Raw genomic sequence first — 18676 nt, 5'->3', positions numbered from 1 at the left:
CGTGATGGATAACTGGTTAGCGCTTTTTGACGGACAGACCCGATATTTTCTGGATATCAATGACAGTTCAGTGAAGCCGGATGTTCTGCGCTTTTACGGCAGGGAAGCACTGAGTGAACCCTTCCGCTGGGACATCGAGTTCACCACGCTTCAGGCGAATATTCCCCCTGAACAGGTGCTGATGAAATATGCCTCTTTCCGGTTGCGGAGCGGTAAAAGTGTTCACGGCATGGTGACCCGCCTGGAATGGCTTTCCACATCAAAGGACCAGTCTCACTACCGGCTTACGCTCAGTTCGCGCCTGGCGCTCCTGGGATACACCCGACAGTGTGCGGTCTATCAGAACCAGTCCGTTCCTGAGGTGGTTGAGCAGGTGCTGCGTAAACACGGTCTGGAAGGTCCTGATTTTGAATTCAGACTGGAGCATACGTACCCGCCGCGTGAAATTATCACCCAGTGGCAGGAGACGGATCTGCAATTCATCCAGCGCATTCTGTCTGAGGTGGGCATTTACTGGCGCACGATGATGGACGACGTGCGCGGTCTGGATACCTACATACTGGCCGACAGCCAGCTTAACTACCAGTTTGATGTGCAATTGCCCTACAGCGAGCCGTCGGGGGTGTTCGACGGTGCGGCTGAATCAGTCTGGGATGTGCGGACCTGGCACAATATTGCCACCGGCACTGTCACCACACGTGATTACAACTACCGGACAGCCACCACGCCGATGAATGCAGCGGTCAGCGTGCGTAATGATGCGGTCACCACCGGGGAGCATTACCGTTACGCGGCACCTTATCGTGAAGCGGGTGATGACGCCAGCCCGGAGCCGGAAACTGAATCTGGCGCGTTCTGGGCCCGACTTCACCACGAGCGGGAGCTCAACAGGTCGGTCCGTATTCACCTGTTCAGCAATGCGGCCCACCTCACACCCGGGCAGGTGCTGGAGCCGCAGGGCGATGTCATTACGGCCCTGCAAGAGGGTGTGCTCCTCACGCTGGTGACCTTCCGTGGCGCCCGTGATTCCCGTCTGCATGTGTCGGTCTGGGGCCTGCCTTACACCGAGCGTTACTGCTTCCGTCCGGCAGAGATCCCGCGTCCGGTCATCCCGGGTACGATTCCGGCCCGGATCGAAAGTCGTGAAAAAAATGATACCTACGCACACCTGGACGAGCAGGGCCGCTACCGGGTGAAGCTGGACTTCGACCGGGAGGGGACGGAACCCGGTTACGGTTACCTGTGGCTGCGGATGGCAAAACCTTATGCCGGTGAAACGCTGGGCTGGCATACGCCGCTCACCGACGGGACTGAAGTGGCGATTGCGTACAGCAATGGCGATATTGATCTGCCGTACATCGCCTGTGCGCTGCACGACTCCGGACATCCCGACCTTGTGAACCGGGACAATCACACCCGGAACATCCTCCGGACACCTGCCAACTCAAAATTACGGATGGAAGACAAGCGTGGTGAAGAGCACATCAAACTCGCCACGGAATACGGCAAGACGCAGCTCAACAGCGGGAATCTGGTGGACAGTAAGGGACAGCTTCGCGGTAAAGGCACAGAGCTGCGCACTGATGAGTGGGGAACCCTGAGAGCAGGGAAGGGACTCTTTGTCGCTGCGGATGCGCAGGCGAAAGCCCAGGGTGATGCTCTGGACATGGATGCCGCGCTGAAGGAAATCGACCGGCTTAATCAGCAACTGCAACAGCTGGAAATGGCCGCAGAAAAGGCCCTGGCGCTGAAGGGGGATGTCGACAGCCAGATACAGATGTTTGAGCAGCGCCTGAAACCGCTCAATGAAGCAGTGCTTTTCTCAGCGCCGGAAGGCGTGGCCCTGACCAGCGGGGAAGATATGCAGCTGGCCGCTGGCCGGAACCTTGCGCTTAACGCCGGAGAAGACTTCAGTACTGGAGTGATGGGCAATGCGACACTGCTCACCGGTGAGAAGCTGGGGCTCTTTGCCCGCACCGGTCAACTGAGCCTGAAATCCGGAGAAGGGCCAGTGGATGTCCAGGCGCAAAACGCCAGTATGCGGTTGTTCGCTGAGAAGAAGCTGACGCTGAGCTCAGCGAGTGACATCTCCCTGGCCGGAAAAAAACGTATCACGCTAATTGGTGGTGGCAGTTACCTGAAGCTTGAGGCCGGGAAGGTCGAGTATGGTACGACGGCGTCGTATATACGGAAGGTGAAAAGGACATTGTTTGCTGGGGCGGCATCAATACCGGTTAAGACGGTGACGGGCGGTGGCATTTGCCTGAGCTGTCTGATGAAGGCGGCGATGAATGGCGACACTTTTGTCGTAAGGGGTGAATCATGAGCAACCTCAGCTTCAGTCTTGCTGCGCAACACCTGATTCATTCCTCAGACGTTTCAGTCTTTGCTCTGGTGGATGGGCTGCAATATGAGCGGTATTTCGGTGAAGAACTGTCAGCTCAAAAATCGACGGCGATCCCCCTGTTGGATAGCTGGCCGGATTCGCGTATTGCCTTTGCCAGACCGTGGCTAATCAGGATGAATGAAACAATGGAAATTAGGGAGCAACTGGAAGCCCTGGAAACCGCATTACCCGGCGTATCCTGGATAGTGTCAGGCTCCATGCCGGAGGAGCTGGTTACGCATTTACAGCGATATATGAACGCAGAACTTCCGGACGGACGGGCGGCTTTACTGCGTGTTCAGGATCCGCGGGTTCAGGTCCGTCTGGGGACGATGCTGAACTGTCAGCAGCACCGTGAAATGACAGGTTTAATGCGTGAATGGCTGACAACAGTGGACGGAAAAGTCTGGTCATTTAAACAAAGGGAATTCATATGCTGAAGCTGTCTGAAGAACAGTGCGCCGGAGTGGACAAAATGGAAGATGATGATTTTGTCCGCGATAGCGCGCAGAGACTGAAGAAGAAATTTCCGGGAATTACTGAACCGAATGAAACGTTCCATGTTCGCCTGAGAAAAGCACTGGATTACGCAAACATGCTCCCGCTGAAAGAAAAGAATGTGAAGCGGGATTTTTTGTTCCTGGAGGCGTTCTGGCCTGGTTTTTATCTGAAGTCCGAAGTGGATAAATGGCTGAGAATACCGAATGGTTATTCAGTTGAGCAGCGGGTTGAAGATTATAAGCATGTGATGATAAACGGGGAAAGGAGGGGGCTCTGATGGTGGTGGTAACAGGGGGAATGGGCGGGGCCGCAGCCGGAAGTGTCGGTGTGGCCGGTGGCTCAAGCGGAACAGCAACCTTTCCCGGAGCTGGAAATCATGGAGGCTGGGAAGAAGATGATATGTCTTATCCGGGTTCAGGGAGTGCGCAGTCCCGGAGTCAGGGAGGATTTGATTATCAAGGAAAACAGTATGATCCCATTCTGAATGAACCGATGGCCGTCAGCGCGGAGACACACGGTGATTTCTGGGAAGACGATATGGATCACTCAGAAACGGTAAGTTATGAGGGAGTCGAGACCAGGGCAGGAGCACAGGCGAAAACAGATGAAAAGACCTGTGAGAACTGCCCAGCAGAAGGAAAAGTGATACCGATGGTGAGGCGTTGTTCGCGCTGGAGTGAGGTGACGATTAGTTACCAGACGAGAATATGTGGCACGTTCTATAATCCAAAAACTAAACAGATAAAGGAATTTAAGTATTGTGGCGTATCGTTTGATGGCTGGAAAGACAAATTGTGTCAGTTCTGGGAAGCTAAAGCGAGATATGATCAGTTTTTTGATGCTTTTGGTGATCCTAAAGGCTGGTGGAAAGGCTACAAAAGTGGCTTGAGTCAAGCTGGAAGACATCAGGCTGTTGCGACAGTTAATCAACCTTTAAAAGTTGTGTGGATATTTATGCAACCAGTGAGTTATCGGTATTTTTCAAAAATGTTTAAAGACTTTAAGGATATAATCACAAGGTGGGTGCCATGATAAGAATATCAGCCAATGCTTACTATGAAGATACTCAGACTCCTAGCGTTGAGTTATGTCTTGATGAGCTTTTTTATATTTCCGAGTTGATTGATGTGTTGTTAGGAACAAAGAAGAAGTGGTATGAGAAAGGATATTCAAGGAAGCAAGCACTTGATCATATAGTGTTTAATCATAAAAAAGCCGAGCCGCGTGTCATTGAAAGATGGCGCAGTCAAGTAAAAAAAAATCATCCGCTGATTATAGAAGGTGTCTGGGATGGAGAAGTTGACAGCAAAATATGCTCAATTAACTATATAAAAAAACATGTTGACAATATCAAAAAAACAAATTTGGATGTTAGCATTACCTGCAATGAAACAGACATAAGTATAGACAAAGTTGTTGCTTTATTAACATCTCTAGTTTGTGATAAGGGGCGAATATATGCATCCATAAATACGAATGGCTATTGGAATAATGAATGCAATGTTTTCCCTGATCGAATTTGCGTGGGGTGGATGATTTACATACCTGCAATAATATTACCAGAATTAATCCCAGAAGCCGCAAAAATAGTACCGATTTTCGATAGTGAGAAGCAAAAGGGAACTATTGTTGTTTCAACCGAAGAAATATTCGATGGAAACAACAAAGATCACATTGGCAAAGCTAATGACATCGAAATAAGGCTTCTGGATCTTGGGCTGCTACCTCTGATGACGGAGCTTTAATCCTACCCACCACGTGAAATTATCACTCAGTGGCAGGAGACGGATCTGCAGTTCATCCAGCGCATTCTGTCTGAGGTGGGGATTTACTGGCGCACGATGATGGACGATGTGCGCGGTCTGGATACGTACATTTTTGCTGACAGCCAGCTTAACTACCGGTTTGACGTGCGCCTGCCGTACAGCGAACCATCAGGCCTGTTTGACGGCGCGGCAGAATCGGTCTGGGATGTGCGGACCTGGCACAACATTGCCACCGGCACCGTCACCACGCGGGATTACAACTACCGGACAGCCTCCACGCCGATGGATGCGGCGGTGAGTGTGCGTAATAATGCAGTCACCACCGGAGAGCATTACCGTTACGCAGCGCCTTATCGTGAAGCAGGTGATGATGCCAGTCCGCAGCCGGAAACCGAATCTGGTGCGTTCTGGGCCCGACTTCACCACGAGCGGGAGCTCAACAGGTCGGCCCGCATTCACCTGTTCAGCAATGCGGCCCACCTCGCGCAGGTGCTGGAGCCACAGGGTGTCGTCATACGGCCCTGCAAGAGGGTGTGCTCCTCACGCTGGTGACCTTCCGTGGCGCGCGTGATTCCCGTCTGCATGTGTCGGTCTGGGGACTGCCTTACACCGAACGTTACTGCTTCCGTCCGGTAGAGGTCCCTCGCCCGGTCATCCCGGGTACGCTTCCGGCCCGGATCGAAAGTCGCGAAAAAAATGATATCTACGCACATCTGGACGAGCAGGGCCGCTACCGGGTGAAGCTGGACTTCGACCGGGAGGGGACGGAACCCGGTTACGGTTACCTGTGGCTGCGGATGGCGAAACCTTATGCCGGTGAAACGCTGGGCTGGCATACGCCGCTCACCGATGGCACCGAAGTGGCGATTGCGTACAGCAATGGCGATATTGATCTGCCGTACATCGCCTATGCATTACATGACTCCGGACATCCCGACCTTGTGAACCGGGACAATCACACCCGGAACATCCTTCGGACACCGGCAAACTCAAATTGGGCGCGGCCCGGGGAATTCCGTATGTCGGAGCAATGATGTCCGCGCTCTACGTTCCATCTGCGGGCGAGGGGAGTGACAGGATTCCTGGCCGGGATGAATTCTGATACGAGGAAGAGCTGCGGCAGAAAGCCATCACCGGGGTAAAAGCGACAACCCGGGTGAGATTCTTCTGGCGCCAGGATGAGCAGGGCAACATGCGGGTCTATGGCGTCCATACGGGTGAAGGTATCCCGTATGATGGTGTCCGTACGGCAAACATGGTGTGGGATAGTGAACATAATCAATATGAGTTCACTCCAGCTCACGGTGCCGATGGTCCGCTGATTACCTGGACGCCTGAGAGACCAGAAGGCAGTGACCTTCTCTCACATACCGGCAGCGACATCAAGCCAATAGACCAGGCTACAATACTCGTCACGCCAATTCCTGACGGTAAGGATGAATACACGACACCACCATTCCCGGTGCCGGAAGAACGCGATCTTAACGATTACATTCTGGTATTCCCTGCGGACTCCGGGATTAAGCCGATTTATGTTTATCTGAAGGATGATCCGAGGACTCAGCGGGAACAGCAACTGGGACTGGTACTCAAATTGAAAATGGGAAAAATTGGCTCGATTTATCAGTTACCAATAGCGGAGAAGGTGCGAAAATCCCGGCCCATATTGCTGATAAATTACGAGGAAGGAATTATGCTTCTTTCAATGGGTTACGCGAAGACATATGGATAGAGATAAGCAATGACCCAGAGCTCATGGCTCAATTTGGAGAGGATAACCAAGAAAGAATTAGTGGCGGTTTAGCTCCATGGGTTCCTTCTGCTGGATATTATCATGGTCCAAATGAAGTTGTGAAAAAATTTCAGATACATCATGATAAAACCATAGAAAATGGTGGCGGTGTATATGACATTGATAATTTAAGAATAGTTACACCGCGATTGCATGATGAAATTCACTATAGAAGGTAAGATGATGTTAGAATTTAAAAGAACAATTAACAATTAACAATTAGCAATTAACAATTAACAATTAACAATTAACGATTATACTGAAGATGAATTCATCGAATTTTTGCATGAATTCAGACGAGCAACCAGGAAGAATAATTCTCTAAAAGGGAAAGAATTAGATACTTACTTAGATAAGTTCATGGACCATTTTATAGTTATTACTGAGCACCCTAAGCAAGGAGACCTAATAGCCTATCCTGAATCACCAGAAGCTAGGGAACCAAAGAATATTATTAAAATTGTGAAGGAGTGGAGGAAATCGCAAGGGCTTCCGCTTTTTAAAGATAGTTAGAAATCAATGCCAGAACTCAATGTAACTGTACGATGGGCAATATAACCTAACATTTCCGCTCGAACATTATGAGGAATGCCAAGTTTATTATGATTGACATTAATTGTGTAAAGATAACCTGGAAGGTTATACCAAAAATGAATTTATGGAAATCTTGAATGAATTTTATTCAGAGCATAGATCATCGCCATCGACTACTAGTGACGAGCTAGAAATTTATTTGGATAATCTTCTAGATATTCTGGCTGTACTGGTTGGAACTGGAGGAGTCAGTGACTTTATATACTATCCAGATACATCTGAAAATGATTCACCTGAAGGCGCATTGAATGAGATAATTAAATGGAGGGAATCTCAAGGGCTTCCATTATTTAAAGACTCCTGGGTTATAGAATAAGATCATGATTGCTGCATAGCAGCCTTAAGTTAGACTTTAACATGATGGCAATGCAAATTAGGTTATTATTATGGACCGTAAATCCCCATCTTTATATGAAATACTTACTGGCAACTTTACAGGGGACCTTCCCCTTGAAGCTGTAAACGAAGAAGACCAGGTCATTTTATCCGTGCTGGATAACATCCAGAGTATTTTGAACGCCCGGGCCGGGACCCTATCCCATCTCCCAGATTATGGTTTGCCGGATATGACCAAAATTCTGCAAGGCATGCCCGGGACAGCCCACGAGCTGATCGAAACGCTGGCCGGTGTCCTGCTCAAGTATGAACCTCGTTTGCAGTCACTCAATGTGACCCTACTCGAACAGCAAGTACCAGGTGAGTTGCGCTACGCCATTGACGCAGAACTGAAGGGTATCGGCCTGGTACGCTACGGCACCGACTTTATGCCCGAAGGCCGGGTGCTTATCCGCCACCTGAAACAGCAGCAGTACCTCGACACCCGCGCCACCATCTAAGCTTTCACACACAGAAATCACCATGACAACACATTCTGAACGCCACCTGAAAACCGGCGGTGACCCGCGTTTGCTTACGGATTACGCCCGCCTTCGCGATGAAATGAACAAACTGACCCATCCGGCGCGCCCGGATGTTAACTGGGAGTATGCGGAAAAACTCTGCCTGTCGCTGTTTGAGCACAACGGCGTGGAGCTGCAGACCGCGGCCTGGTATACGCTTGCCCGCACACAGCTCGCCGGGCTGTACGGCCTGAACGAAGGGCTGGCGATACTGGAAGCGCTGGTATCCCGGCAGTGGGGCGCACTGTGGCCGCAACCGGTTCATGCGCGGATGGAAATCCTCAGCGCGCTCAGTAAACGGCTGCAGCAGACGATGCGCACGCTGACCCTGACGTATGCCGGTTTGAGCCAGCTTTACCAGGCGGAAGCGCATCTGAACACTCTGGGCGAGCTGTTACAGCGGCTGGAACTGAAGCACGCCAGCCAGCTCGATGCCCTGTGCACCCTGATGCATAACGCGGCAGTACGCCTGGAAAACAGCGATAACACGCCGCAGACCGGGGTGACAATACCGGGGGAGGTCAGCACCATTGAGCCACCTGAGCCGGTGAAATGGGTGTACGTGGCGTTGCCTGAACCCCAGCCGAAGGTGACGGTGGTGACGGAACAGGCCCCGCCCGCAAAACCCTGGAAGCCGTTTGCCGCCGGGATGCTGACCATGTTGGTGCTGGCAGGCACTGCGGGATGGGGATGGCAGATGATGCGCCAGAAAGACCCGGCGCAGGCGCAGTTTGCGGCAACCCTCGCACCGTTACCCGCCGCCCTGTCTGCTGAACAGCTCCGCTCGCTCCGGCAACAGCCGCTGCCATCGGAGCCAGGTATCCGCCAGACGCAGCAGCAGTTGGAACGACTCTCACAGTCAGCGCCCGACCAGCCATTCCGCTACGGCGACGGCCTGGTGCGGCAGGCCCTCGCGCTGTGGCCGGAGCAGGCAAAACTGCTGGCGCAACAGTGGCAGCAGCAAGTGGCAGGCGCCGCGCTACCGGTGGAAAATCTCACCGGCTGGCACCAGGGAATGGCGCAACTGCAACAACTGGCGAACCAGCTGAACGCGCTGGATGAAAAGCGCGGTAAGTATATGACGGTCAGTGAACTGAAATCGCAGGTGTTTGCCGTGACGCAGTCGTTTAACCGTGCCATTCCGGTGGAGGAGCAGCTTCGGCAGTTAGCCGCCATACCGGAAGGGCAACCCCGACCCGAAGCGTGGCAGAGCCAGACGGAGCAGCACCTACAGCAGCTTATTGCCCGTTACACCCTGCTGCGTCAAAAAACACCGGAGTAGCTCTGCTATATTTCTGAGCCAGTATTTTCACAGGCCACAATACGAACCCGCTTCAGATGAGTCATTCTTCCCGTTACCGGAACCACCGTGCACGATGGCCCCTCGCGAGCTGAATTTTGTTGAAAAGCACTACGGCAGCATGGCGTCCGTGGTGATAGCAGAGCGAATCGGGCGCACCCCACCTCTGTCAGGAGCGCAGCGCATGCGATGGGCTGCTCGTCCGGCAATAAGCCCTCAGAAACCTGGAGTGAGGCAGAAAAAGAGATTGTCCGCACACACTATGAAAAAGGTTATGCGCACGTAATGGCGCTGCTGCCAGACCGCACGCGGGGTACCATCCAGTGGATGGCGGGAAAACTCGGGGTGATCTGCGCCAGAAGCTGGACGCCGGAAGAGGAGCTGATTCTGGTAGCCGGGTATCCGGCACTGGGCACAGCGGTGGCAGGGCAGTTATACGGACGTACGCCAGAAGCCGTGAAGATTAAGGCCTGCGATATGGGTGTAAAATACCAGGGCGGCGAATACACAGGCCAGCAGATGTGGAGCCGGGAGGAGCAGATGTGCCTTGCCCGGAATGACCATCTGATCTTTGCGGAGCTGCTGAAACTCTTCCCGCACCGGAGCAGGCTGTCGGTGAAGAAGGCGAGGGAGCGGCTGAGAAGAAAGAATAAAATGGCTGCCCTACGCAGGGCGGGATGAGGGCGGTTCAACCGATGAAAGGATGGCAGGGATGAGAATATGACAGCCAGAGAACGGTTTTTCAGGAAAGTGCAGCAAAACACTGCTGGTATACCGTCCGGCCAGAAAACGGCAGAAGATGGAATCCGCGCGTTCTGCTCGCGAATGGATGAGCTGGCGCAGCAGGTTTGTGAGTGGTTTGCGGGCTCCGGCATCGAGGTGGCGTTATCAACAAAACACATTCATGATCTGAGTACCGTGGGTTACAGCCTCAGCAGCGGCATATGCCGGTATGACATCACTGTCATTCGTCTGCAGAATGGTGATCGCCGCGTCACTATCACGCCTGAGCAACTGTGCCGGGGAACGGAAACCGGATGTGTGGCAATGCGCGTTGAGGCGCCCGGAATCCGCCAGGTGTTTGACCTGAGCATGGCGCCGGAAACCTGCTGGTTTATCCGCGGGGAGCACCAGAGCGCAAAAGAAAGGGCCGTCATGACGGAAGCCATTTTTTTTCGGGCTATCGACAAGCTGGCCTGAAGATGTTGCATGTGAATGCCTGTGAGAAATTACCCGGGGTGACAGATGTGATGGTTTTACATGATCAAATTCCAGACGTCTTCTGAAAGAGAGTAATTTCCAGACGAAGAAACGGATTATCTGCGATCAGTGCGGACTCCGTAAGTTCTTTTGTCGCGGTGTCGCCCAGCAGGTATCCCCGGAGAGTTCTCGTGCTTCTCGGACCTTTGACAGTACAGTTCCAGATATTGATACCGTCCTCGCCGCGCAGGTGAAGTTTGAGTTTCTGAAAGTCTTTTTGCGTCTGTGTCCATTTATCGCCCGCATCGCCGCAGGTTTCTTTATGGTACTGCTTAAAAATACCTGGCGACACCAGAAACAGTTTACCGTCCACAAGATGCGCCAGTGAACGAGCGGCATTCAGTGTGAGCGAGCCGGTGGCGATCCCGGCTTTGAGCCTGGCGAAAAAGGGATTCTCCGTTGTCACATTTTCCCCCTGTTCTGGTATTGCTGGCGCTTCCTGCGGGAGAGGCTCGCAATCATTGTCAGTATTTCCATTCGTATTGCCGGACACCATTTCCGGAATGACTTCCCCCTGAAAGACGTGAGGCCGCAGCAAAACGTCCGGCCAGAGGGTGGCGGGAGACAGCTTCAGTAGCGTCAGCGGTGTGCCTGGCGTCCAGCCAGTGGAATTGTAAGCGCACCCGTTTTAGTTCCACGCACTTTTTGAGATTTCCGGGGTTTCAGCCATCAGCCGGTATTCTTCCGGCGTCAGGTTATTCAGGGATTCATGGGGGCGCTCGCTGTTATATTCAGCCAGCCAGCGCTCTGTAATTTCACGTGCTTCGTTCAGGGTTCTGAACAGATAAAAATCCAGTATTTCTGTCCGGTACGTCCGCTTGAATCGTTCGATAAAGGCATTCTGTGTTGGCTTGCCGGGCCTGATAAATTCCAGCATCACACCATGCTCTTCTGCCCATTGTGCCAGCGTCAGCGAGACCCGCTCCGGACCGTTATCCATCCGCATCTTCAGCGGATATCCGCGGTTTGCCACGATCCTGTCCAGCACTCTGACAACCCGCTGCGCCGGGATATTCAGGTCAATTTCGATCGCCAGCGCTTCCCGGTTATAATCATCCACCACGTTGAAGGTCCTGAAACGTCTGCCACACACCAGCGCATCGTGCATAAAATCGATGGACCCGCTCTGGTTCATCGCCTCTGGTGTAGCCAGCGGAGCCGGATTGCGCACCGGCAGGCGCTGTTTTCCCTTACGGCGAAAATTCAGTTTCAGCAGGCAGTAAATACGGTGAACTCTTTTATGGTTCCAGGCGTTGCCCTGCCTGCGCAGTACCTGAAAAAGCTTTTTAAATCCGTATCGCGGATAGCGTTCAGCCGCCACGGTCAGCGCCATAATCACCGGCTCATCACGTCGCGTATCCGGCTGATAACGAAATACCGTCCTGCTCAGCGATAACGTCCTGCAGGCCTGACGTAAGCTCATGGCAAACTGTGCGGTCAGATAGCTGACCAGCTCACGCTTTATCGCTGGTTTTAAAGCTTTTTTTCAATAACGTCTTTCAGGGCGCGGCATTCGAGACTCAGGTCCGCAAACATCTGTTTCAGCCGGCGGTTTTCATCCTCAAGGTCCTTCATCTTTTTGATATCAGAGGCTTCCATACCGCCGAACTTCGCTTTCCAGTTGTAATAGCTGGCTTCGGAAATACCGGCTTCGCGGCAGACATCCTTGACGGTACGTCCGGCTTCGACAGACTTCAGAACGGCGATGATCTGGTGTTCGGTGAATCGGACTTTGCGCATGGCGATCTCCTCCGGGGACATATTCAGTATGCCGGAAGATCTCTAAATGTGAATGGTCCGGTTTACCGGGATGCTTACATTCCCGGAATGATGACGACGGGAGCGTGAGGCAGCAGGTTTCAGCAGTAGACTCAGTGATGCGCTTAGATTCCATGATCGCTTGGATGAGCAGCAAAAGCACTACAAGCAGATAAATCTTAATGCTCGCTGTGGCGTTCTCATGAGTAAGGAATGTATTCCTGATAAAACCTTTATAAAAATAGACATCTCGATTTCTTTTGTACATTAAATGGAATTTAAGAATGTCTGTGAGTCCAGGGTATGGCGTTTGTTCCCGTGTGGTATTCCCCCCCTTGCTGTTCATTACATGCTGTATTTTTGTTGGCTCTGTAGAGGCTGATGAAGTAATGACCGTAACAGCACCTGAGAATAATTCCGGTAAGATCGTGACCTCAACCTGGTCGCCTCGTCAGCCCGTTCCGGCAAGCGATGGAGCCGACCTGCTGAAGACCATTCCGGGTTTTTCCGTGCTGCGCAGTGGCGGGAGTAATGGCGATCCAGTATTGCGTGGCATGTTTGGTTCCCGGCTTAATATCCTTGCGGATGGTGCTTCCATTCAGGGGGGATGTGGTTCACGCATGGATACGCCAACGTCATATATCGTCCCCAAAAGCTTTGATACTCTGACTGTTGTAAAAGGTCCGGAAACGGTTCTGTGGGGGCCGATGGGCTCTGCGGGAACGCTGCGCTTTGAACGCCAGCCTGAGACGTTTTCTACGCCCGGAATAAAGGGCAATGCTGACTTATTGCAAGGGGCTAATGGCCGTTCTGACCAGAACCTGAATACCGCGTTTGGCAATGAGAACGGTTATATCCGTCTTGATGGCAACAATTCCATTGCTGATGATTACAAGGATGGCCATGGTCAACGAGTGCCAGGGTTGTGGCGAAAATGGAGCAGTAACGCCGTCCTTGGCTTAACACCGGATGACGATACCCTGATAGAAATGGGGGCGGGGGACGGTAATGGTAAGGCCCGCTATGCCGGGAGAATGATGGATGGCAGTCGATTTGCCCGGCAAAGTACAACATTCAAACTGGAAAAATATCACCTCAGCGAACATATTTCACAACTAAATTGGCAAGGCTATTATAACGATACCGATCATGTGATGGACAATTACACATTACGTGATGTCTCAGGCCCGGACCGAAAAAGCGAAGTCGGTGGAGTAACATGGGGAAGTCGTTTAAGTCTGGAATGGGAAAAAGATGCCACAGTATTAACGTCAGGTTCGGACTTTATGCACAAGACGCACCGGAAAAAAAAAGCGGGAAGCTGGCAGGATGACGCCGTATTCAGGCAAATTGGCATTTTCAGTGAATTACGGCAAGGGATAAGCAGGGCAAGTACGGTTATCACCGGTGTTCGTATAGATCATTACGATGTTGATAATAAAAATGCCGAGTCTGGCATGGCCCGCAAAAGTAATTTACCCGGCGTATTTGCGCGTTATGAATATACTTTCCCTGATATGCCCCTGATGCTGTATAGCGGTATTGGGCATACCGAACGTTTTCCTGATTACTGGGAACTCTTTTCCGGAAAAGCGGGTAAAAATAGCTTTAATCGCATTAATCCAGAAAAAACGCTCCAGTGGGATAGCGGTCTGCAAATGAATGGCCCAAACGCCAGTTTTTGGGCTTCCGTCTATGCGGCGAGGATAATCAACTATATTCTGTTTGATTATACTAATGATCAGTCAAGCGCATACAATGTCAATGCTGCCACGTGGGGTGGAGAATTGGGCGGTAACTGGCATGTCTCAGCGCACTGGATGCTGGAAGGCAGCCTTAATTATAGCTGGGGAGAGAATACAACCGCCGATCAGGCATTACCGCAGATGCCTCCTCTGGAAGGCCGTCTTGGTATCAACTATTCTCATGCCTTATGGAACACTGGACTGATTTGGCGGATGGTAGCCAGTCAGTATCGCGTTGCGCTCGATCAGGGAAATGTCACTGGGAAAGATTTGGGGCCAGCGGCAGGTTTTGGCGTGTTATCATGGAATGCGAAATATATTATTACGCCAGAGTTAACCGTGAGTGCTGGTATTGATAACTTGTTTGATAAATATTATAGCGAGCATCTGAACCTGGCAGGTGCTAAACAATTTGGCTACTCTACGCATGAAAAAATAGCGGAGCCAGGAAGAACCTGGTGGCTGGAAGCGAGCTACGCATTTTAATTCTGCACCCATGCGCCTGAATATCTGGAGTATGGGTGCAACTTCCGTTAAATGGCAATATCGAACATTTGCATTTTGGCCATCAGACAATAGAGTTGACAATCACTCTGAACCCCCAGTTTTTCCATTGCTCGTAACTTATGAGCACTCACTGTTTTATTACTTAAATGCATCTGCTGAGCGATATCAGTCAGGTTCAGACCCTTGCATAACATTCTTAGGACATCGATTTCTCGGGGAGTAAGTTCCTGATTATCTTGCTTTGTGTTACGAAAAAGTGAATTCATCAATTCACGTTCTATATAAACTTCATCATTGGTAACTGAAATAAGGGTCCGCCAAAGTGTTTTTTCACAAATATCACGACTGATATAAGCTTTTGCTCCGGCCTCCATTGCCATACGAACCAATAATTTATTTTTATAAGGTGACAGCACCACAATTTTAAGTTTGGGATATTTATGATTGAGCCATTTTATAAGTAATACACCATCCATGCCACTCAGTGGATTTGGACTTTGATACGTGGCCAATGAAAACCCGAGAAACAAAATATCAATTGCATTTTTTGACAGCAATACCAGCAACTCCGTGGGGGTAGAGGCGTCGCCGGTAACGGTAAATTTTGTATCAGTATATGTGGATTTTGTCGTTGCAGGTATATTCATAATCATTGATAACACGCCACGGCGAATCAAGGTATATTCATCCGCAATAGCAATTCTTACTTCCATTATGACCTTCTCCATATGTTTGCATTGTCTGCTGTAGAGAATCATACCTACCTAACTAAGTACTTTCTTTAGTACTTGTCAGATAATTCTGCCGATAACGTTCAAGAGTCTCCAGGTGACTTTGCATGCTTATGACAAAGCGTGCGAGCAGGGTGGCGATCTCGTCCTCATTCAGCAACTCAGGGGGAGAGGGTTCCGCCAGTGTTTCCAGCACTAAGCATCCTCTGACGGCGCTTTGCATACCGACCAGACTCCAGGACGATTTGAGTCGGTGCGCGATTGTGCCAATTGCGGCAAGTGACGGTTTAGTCCCCCTCACCTGGTGGATATCCTGAGCGATGACCTCGTAGATCTGCTGAAGCATTGATATCATAATTTCTGGGCGGGAATCGGACAGACGTTTAATCTCACTGAAATCAGGCCCTTCTTGTGAGATTGACTTGCAAAATTGGGATACGATGTCATTCAGTCGTTGCGTAGTTATCGGTTTTCTCAGCAAGCAATCCATTCCGGCGTGAATGGCTCGTTGTTCTTCTTCTGGTAACGCGCAGGCTGTGCTGCCGACAATAAGTGGGGGAGCACAAACTTGCCCGTATAGATCCAGAAATAACAGTTTTCGCACGAATTCAAACCCATTAATTTCAGGCATTTGGCAATCGGCGATTAAGATGTCAAATTGCTCTTTCTTCATTATTTCCAGAGCCATTTGAGCACCACTGCAACAAACGGTGTTTAGCCCCATTTTTTCAAGTTGTAGCGTCATAACGGAGAGATTAACGTGCAAGTCATCGACAACCAGCACTCGCAGATTGGGTAGCAGTACAGGGTGCTGCACATCACCATTATTTGAAAAATCCTTGTCTGAAGTTTGCTGCTCCAGTGGCAGTTTGACAAGTACCTGAGTGCCTGTGCCGGGTTGGCTATCAATGCTGATAGTACCTTTCATCAGTCCGACTAACTGGTAACAAATGGCTAAACCCAGACCGCTACCCTGCTGGGCTGCAGGGTTAATTTGAAACCACGGTTTTCCCAGATGTGCGCGTGCATCTGGAGGAATGCCAATACCTGTATCGGTAATCGAAATAAAAAGGTGATTGTGTTGGTAGTAGACAGTGAAACCAATCTCACCATGAGCAGTGTACTTAATTGCATTACCAAGTAAATTTGCAATGATTTGGTTCAGACGTATTTTATCCAAAAAAAACTGGCTTTCTGGCAGTATTTCCAGCGTACAGCGCCAGTCCAGATTTTTTGTAGCCGCATAGCTACAGAAAATATTCGCGTTAGTATTCAGCACGTCATAAAGATTATGCCATCTGAGATCCAGTTGTAACTGGCCTGCTTCAATACGCGATAAATCGAGTGTTTCGCCAATTAAATCCTGTAGTGTCACTGCAGCTTGCCAGGCAATATTGAGCGATTTACTTTTACTCTGTTCCATTTCCAGCAGCCCTAATACGGCGTTTAATGGTGTGCGAATATCATGGCTCATGCGTGCAAGAAAATTTGATTTTTCCATACTGGCGTGTTCGGCCTTGCTGAGCTCTTTATGCAGCGCCAGGGTCAGTGCCGCTTTTTCACTGATATCCACCCATCCGCCAACAATGCCACAGGGTTTCTGATACTTATCCGTGTAACTGCATAACCACCAGTAAATAGTCACATTGTGGCGGAGGATGGCTTCACCGGTAATGGGGCTCTCCGTATTGAGGAGTGCCAACCGCTGCGGGAGGCGAAACTGCAATGCCAACTCGTTGAGCGGCAATCGACCGATAAAGGCGCCTTCCTTTAGTATTCGATCCCATTGTTGCGATTGTTCGAATGCCTCATTAAAGCGGATTAGCCTTCCTGCGACATCGCATATAAAAAGCGGGACAGGCGCACTATTCAGTAATGTTTGCCATAGTGAAAGCGTATTAGTAAGTGCCGATGTATCCTGTTCTCGTTGACGTCGCTGTGCACAAGCATAGAAATAAGCGAAAGCAACGGTGAGAATGACACATATCAATAGAGGGCTAAGTAAAAGAGGCCACGATGATCCTTCTGATGGGGGGGGCGACACAGGAACACCAGATTTCAACTGGACTCGATGGGTATAAATATCTCCCGGCGTAACAGACTTTAATATGGATCTGACTCGTGCTAATTCCTCTTTGTTTTTACTGTTAACGCTAAACCATAACGTAGTATCGGGAATACTCAGCGGTGTAAGTTGCAGTGACGGACTATTCGTTTGTTTGAGTAATGTGTGCAATGAAAACGCGTCACCTGCCAGTCCATCAGCCCCTCCGGTTTTGACTAATTCAATACCCTCTTCAAGATTGCTTACAGGCAGCAAATTTTTTGCGGGAATACATTTGTGAAGAAGTGAATTTATTGCTGAAGTGCGTTTTACCGCAATGCGTGTATTTTGTAGTTTTTGTAGATCACCCGTTAAGGGGTGATAGGTCGGGCTGACAAGCCCCCAACTCAGCGAGTCAAAAGCTAACGCCTCTGTCGAGGGAGAGATATTGCTTGCAATAATACGCAGTTGTATTTGATGGCCCTGCGGGGGAGGTGCGTTAATGTCTGGTGATTGTGTGAAAGATAAATCAAAACGGTTAGCTGGAAAAAGATGCATCAGTAAATCATGCCAGACACCGTGGATCTGTCCACTTTTAGTAATCTGGACAAATGGTGGTGGGGATAATGGTAAAAGTACCTGTATTTGTGTTTTTGATCCTGACCTACTTGCCGGTAGGTCGTCTGCGCTATAGACGCTGCCTGCAGGTAGAAACCATTTCTGTTCCAGCCAACGGGCATCTTTGGACGATAACGAGAGAATATGTGTATTAATATCGGCTATAATATCCTGGCGATCGGGCAGCGCCCACGCGTAATAATGCACAGGTGCAATGTTCTGCAGCGGTGTGAACGTAAATGTCGTAACGGGTGCATGAATAAACCAGGTTTTAAGAAGGTACTCGGGAGCAATAAATCTATGATATTCACCACGAATAAGTCGCTGAATATTTCCTGTCAGAGAGGTTGATCCGTATTTATTACATGCAACCATCATGTCTTTTGATATTTCCGGCGAACAGAGAGTCCCACCGGTATTCCCTCGCGTTTGTACCTCTGCCAGAGATAAACGGAGTAATGGGATGCTTGCATGAAGAGTATTTACGGGTAATTTAGGTGTAATAATGAGGTCTATTTTTCGATCATTTAACGCCTTTAGTGCCAGTTCTGTCGAACCAAACTGATATGACTCACTTTGCTGAGGGGTAGTGAACATAAGTTGTATTTGATCGCTGAGAATAGCAGGGATAGTACCTTGTTTAAAAACAGACGATTCTGGTTGGATTAAACCTATACGTAATGTCGTGGCGGTACTGATTATGGGACTGAGGGCAATAATTAATAATATTATGAACTGATATCGCAACAGCGGAAATGGATATTTCATTTTTTAA

At 50.1% G+C, this 18676-nt stretch carries 16 protein-coding genes and 2 pseudogenes; 14 read left to right on the top strand and 4 right to left on the bottom strand.

What is annotated here, in order from left to right; translation table 11 throughout:
• Positions 1-4: 4 nt before the first annotated feature.
• The 13 genes and pseudogenes from vgrG (HV346_RS12030) (at position 5) to HV346_RS11970 (ending at position 10438) form a co-directional block, all read left to right on the top strand.
• Entirely contained in the window at positions 5-2326 is a 2322-nt protein-coding gene (gene vgrG, locus HV346_RS12030; RefSeq protein WP_181619582.1) for a type VI secretion system Vgr family protein, read from the top strand.
• Positions 2323-2826 (top strand): DUF4123 domain-containing protein, encoded by a 504-nt coding sequence (locus HV346_RS12025; RefSeq protein ID WP_181619581.1) that lies wholly within the window; start codon positions 2323-2325, stop codon positions 2824-2826. The genes vgrG (HV346_RS12030) and HV346_RS12025 overlap by 4 nt, the downstream gene beginning before the upstream one ends.
• Before the next feature lie 35 nt (positions 2827-2861).
• Positions 2862-3164 (top strand): hypothetical protein, encoded by a 303-nt coding sequence (locus tag HV346_RS12020; protein WP_181619580.1) that lies wholly within the window; start codon positions 2862-2864, stop codon positions 3162-3164.
• Positions 3164-3919 carry a Tox-REase-5 domain-containing protein gene (locus HV346_RS12015; protein WP_249415084.1) on the top strand — a complete coding sequence of 252 codons (756 nt, stop codon included), beginning with the start codon at positions 3164-3166 and terminating at the stop codon, positions 3917-3919. Before HV346_RS12020 ends, HV346_RS12015 begins: the two co-directional genes overlap by 1 nt.
• A complete protein-coding gene (locus HV346_RS12010; RefSeq protein ID WP_181619579.1) occupies positions 3916-4632 on the top strand; it encodes an Imm52 family immunity protein in 717 nt (238 codons plus the stop codon). The genes HV346_RS12015 and HV346_RS12010 overlap by 4 nt, the downstream gene beginning before the upstream one ends.
• A pseudogene (gene vgrG, locus HV346_RS12005) lies at positions 4633-5645 on the top strand (type VI secretion system tip protein VgrG); the annotation flags it as partial.
• Positions 5646-5647: 2 nt separating this feature from the next.
• Positions 5648-6624, top strand: a pseudogene (locus HV346_RS23535) (S-type pyocin domain-containing protein); the annotation flags it as partial.
• A 67-nt stretch (positions 6625-6691) separates the two neighbouring features.
• Complete coding sequence (locus HV346_RS11995; protein WP_181623763.1) at positions 6692-6958, top strand: bacteriocin immunity protein; 267 nt, start codon at positions 6692-6694, stop codon at positions 6956-6958.
• Between the two features lie 145 nt (positions 6959-7103).
• On the top strand, positions 7104-7355 hold the full coding sequence (locus tag HV346_RS11990) for a bacteriocin immunity protein (RefSeq protein ID WP_181619578.1): 252 nt from the start codon (positions 7104-7106) through the stop codon (positions 7353-7355).
• Positions 7356-7425: 70 nt separating this feature from the next.
• Entirely contained in the window at positions 7426-7875 is a 450-nt protein-coding gene (tssE, locus tag HV346_RS11985) for a type VI secretion system baseplate subunit TssE (RefSeq protein WP_181619577.1), read from the top strand.
• 22 nt (positions 7876-7897) lie between these two features.
• Positions 7898-9220, top strand: a complete 1323-nt coding sequence (locus HV346_RS11980) for a VasL domain-containing protein (RefSeq protein WP_181619576.1) — start codon at positions 7898-7900, stop codon at positions 9218-9220.
• 207 nt (positions 9221-9427) lie between these two features.
• The gene (locus HV346_RS11975) at positions 9428-9919 is read left to right on the top strand and encodes a hypothetical protein (protein WP_181619575.1); all 492 of its coding nucleotides are present in this window, start codon (positions 9428-9430) and stop codon (positions 9917-9919) included.
• Between the two features lie 39 nt (positions 9920-9958).
• Entirely contained in the window at positions 9959-10438 is a 480-nt protein-coding gene (locus HV346_RS11970; RefSeq protein ID WP_181619574.1) for a hypothetical protein, read from the top strand.
• A 64-nt stretch (positions 10439-10502) separates the two neighbouring features.
• Here HV346_RS11970 and HV346_RS11965 read toward each other — a convergent pair whose 3' ends face one another.
• Complete coding sequence (locus HV346_RS11965) at positions 10503-10904, bottom strand: DNA-binding domain-containing protein (protein ID WP_181619573.1); 402 nt, start codon at positions 10902-10904, stop codon at positions 10503-10505.
• Between the two features lie 222 nt (positions 10905-11126).
• A protein-coding gene (locus tag HV346_RS11960; protein WP_181619572.1) for an IS3 family transposase occupies positions 11127-12238 on the bottom strand; the annotation gives its coding sequence in 2 pieces (ribosomal slippage) (positions 11127-11977 and positions 11977-12238; 1113 coding nt in all).
• Between the two features lie 302 nt (positions 12239-12540).
• On the opposite strand from HV346_RS11960, the gene HV346_RS11955 reads away from it, so the two are divergent.
• Complete coding sequence (locus tag HV346_RS11955; protein ID WP_181619571.1) at positions 12541-14487, top strand: TonB-dependent copper receptor; 1947 nt, start codon at positions 12541-12543, stop codon at positions 14485-14487.
• Positions 14488-14534: 47 nt separating this feature from the next.
• Here HV346_RS11955 and HV346_RS11950 read toward each other — a convergent pair whose 3' ends face one another.
• Both HV346_RS11950 and HV346_RS11945 read right to left on the bottom strand, forming a co-directional pair.
• A complete protein-coding gene (locus tag HV346_RS11950) occupies positions 14535-15221 on the bottom strand; it encodes a response regulator transcription factor (RefSeq protein ID WP_181619570.1) in 687 nt (228 codons plus the stop codon).
• Between the two features lie 55 nt (positions 15222-15276).
• Positions 15277-18669 (bottom strand): ATP-binding protein, encoded by a 3393-nt coding sequence (locus tag HV346_RS11945; protein ID WP_181619569.1) that lies wholly within the window; start codon positions 18667-18669, stop codon positions 15277-15279.
• Positions 18670-18676 lie beyond the last annotated feature (7 nt).

The sequence above is a fragment of the Enterobacter sp. RHBSTW-00994 genome (genome assembly GCF_013782625.1).
Classification (GTDB): Bacteria; Pseudomonadota; Gammaproteobacteria; order Enterobacterales; family Enterobacteriaceae; genus Enterobacter.
The sequence above is the reverse complement of the archived record's forward strand: the minus strand, read 5'-3'. Positions and strand labels throughout refer to the sequence as shown.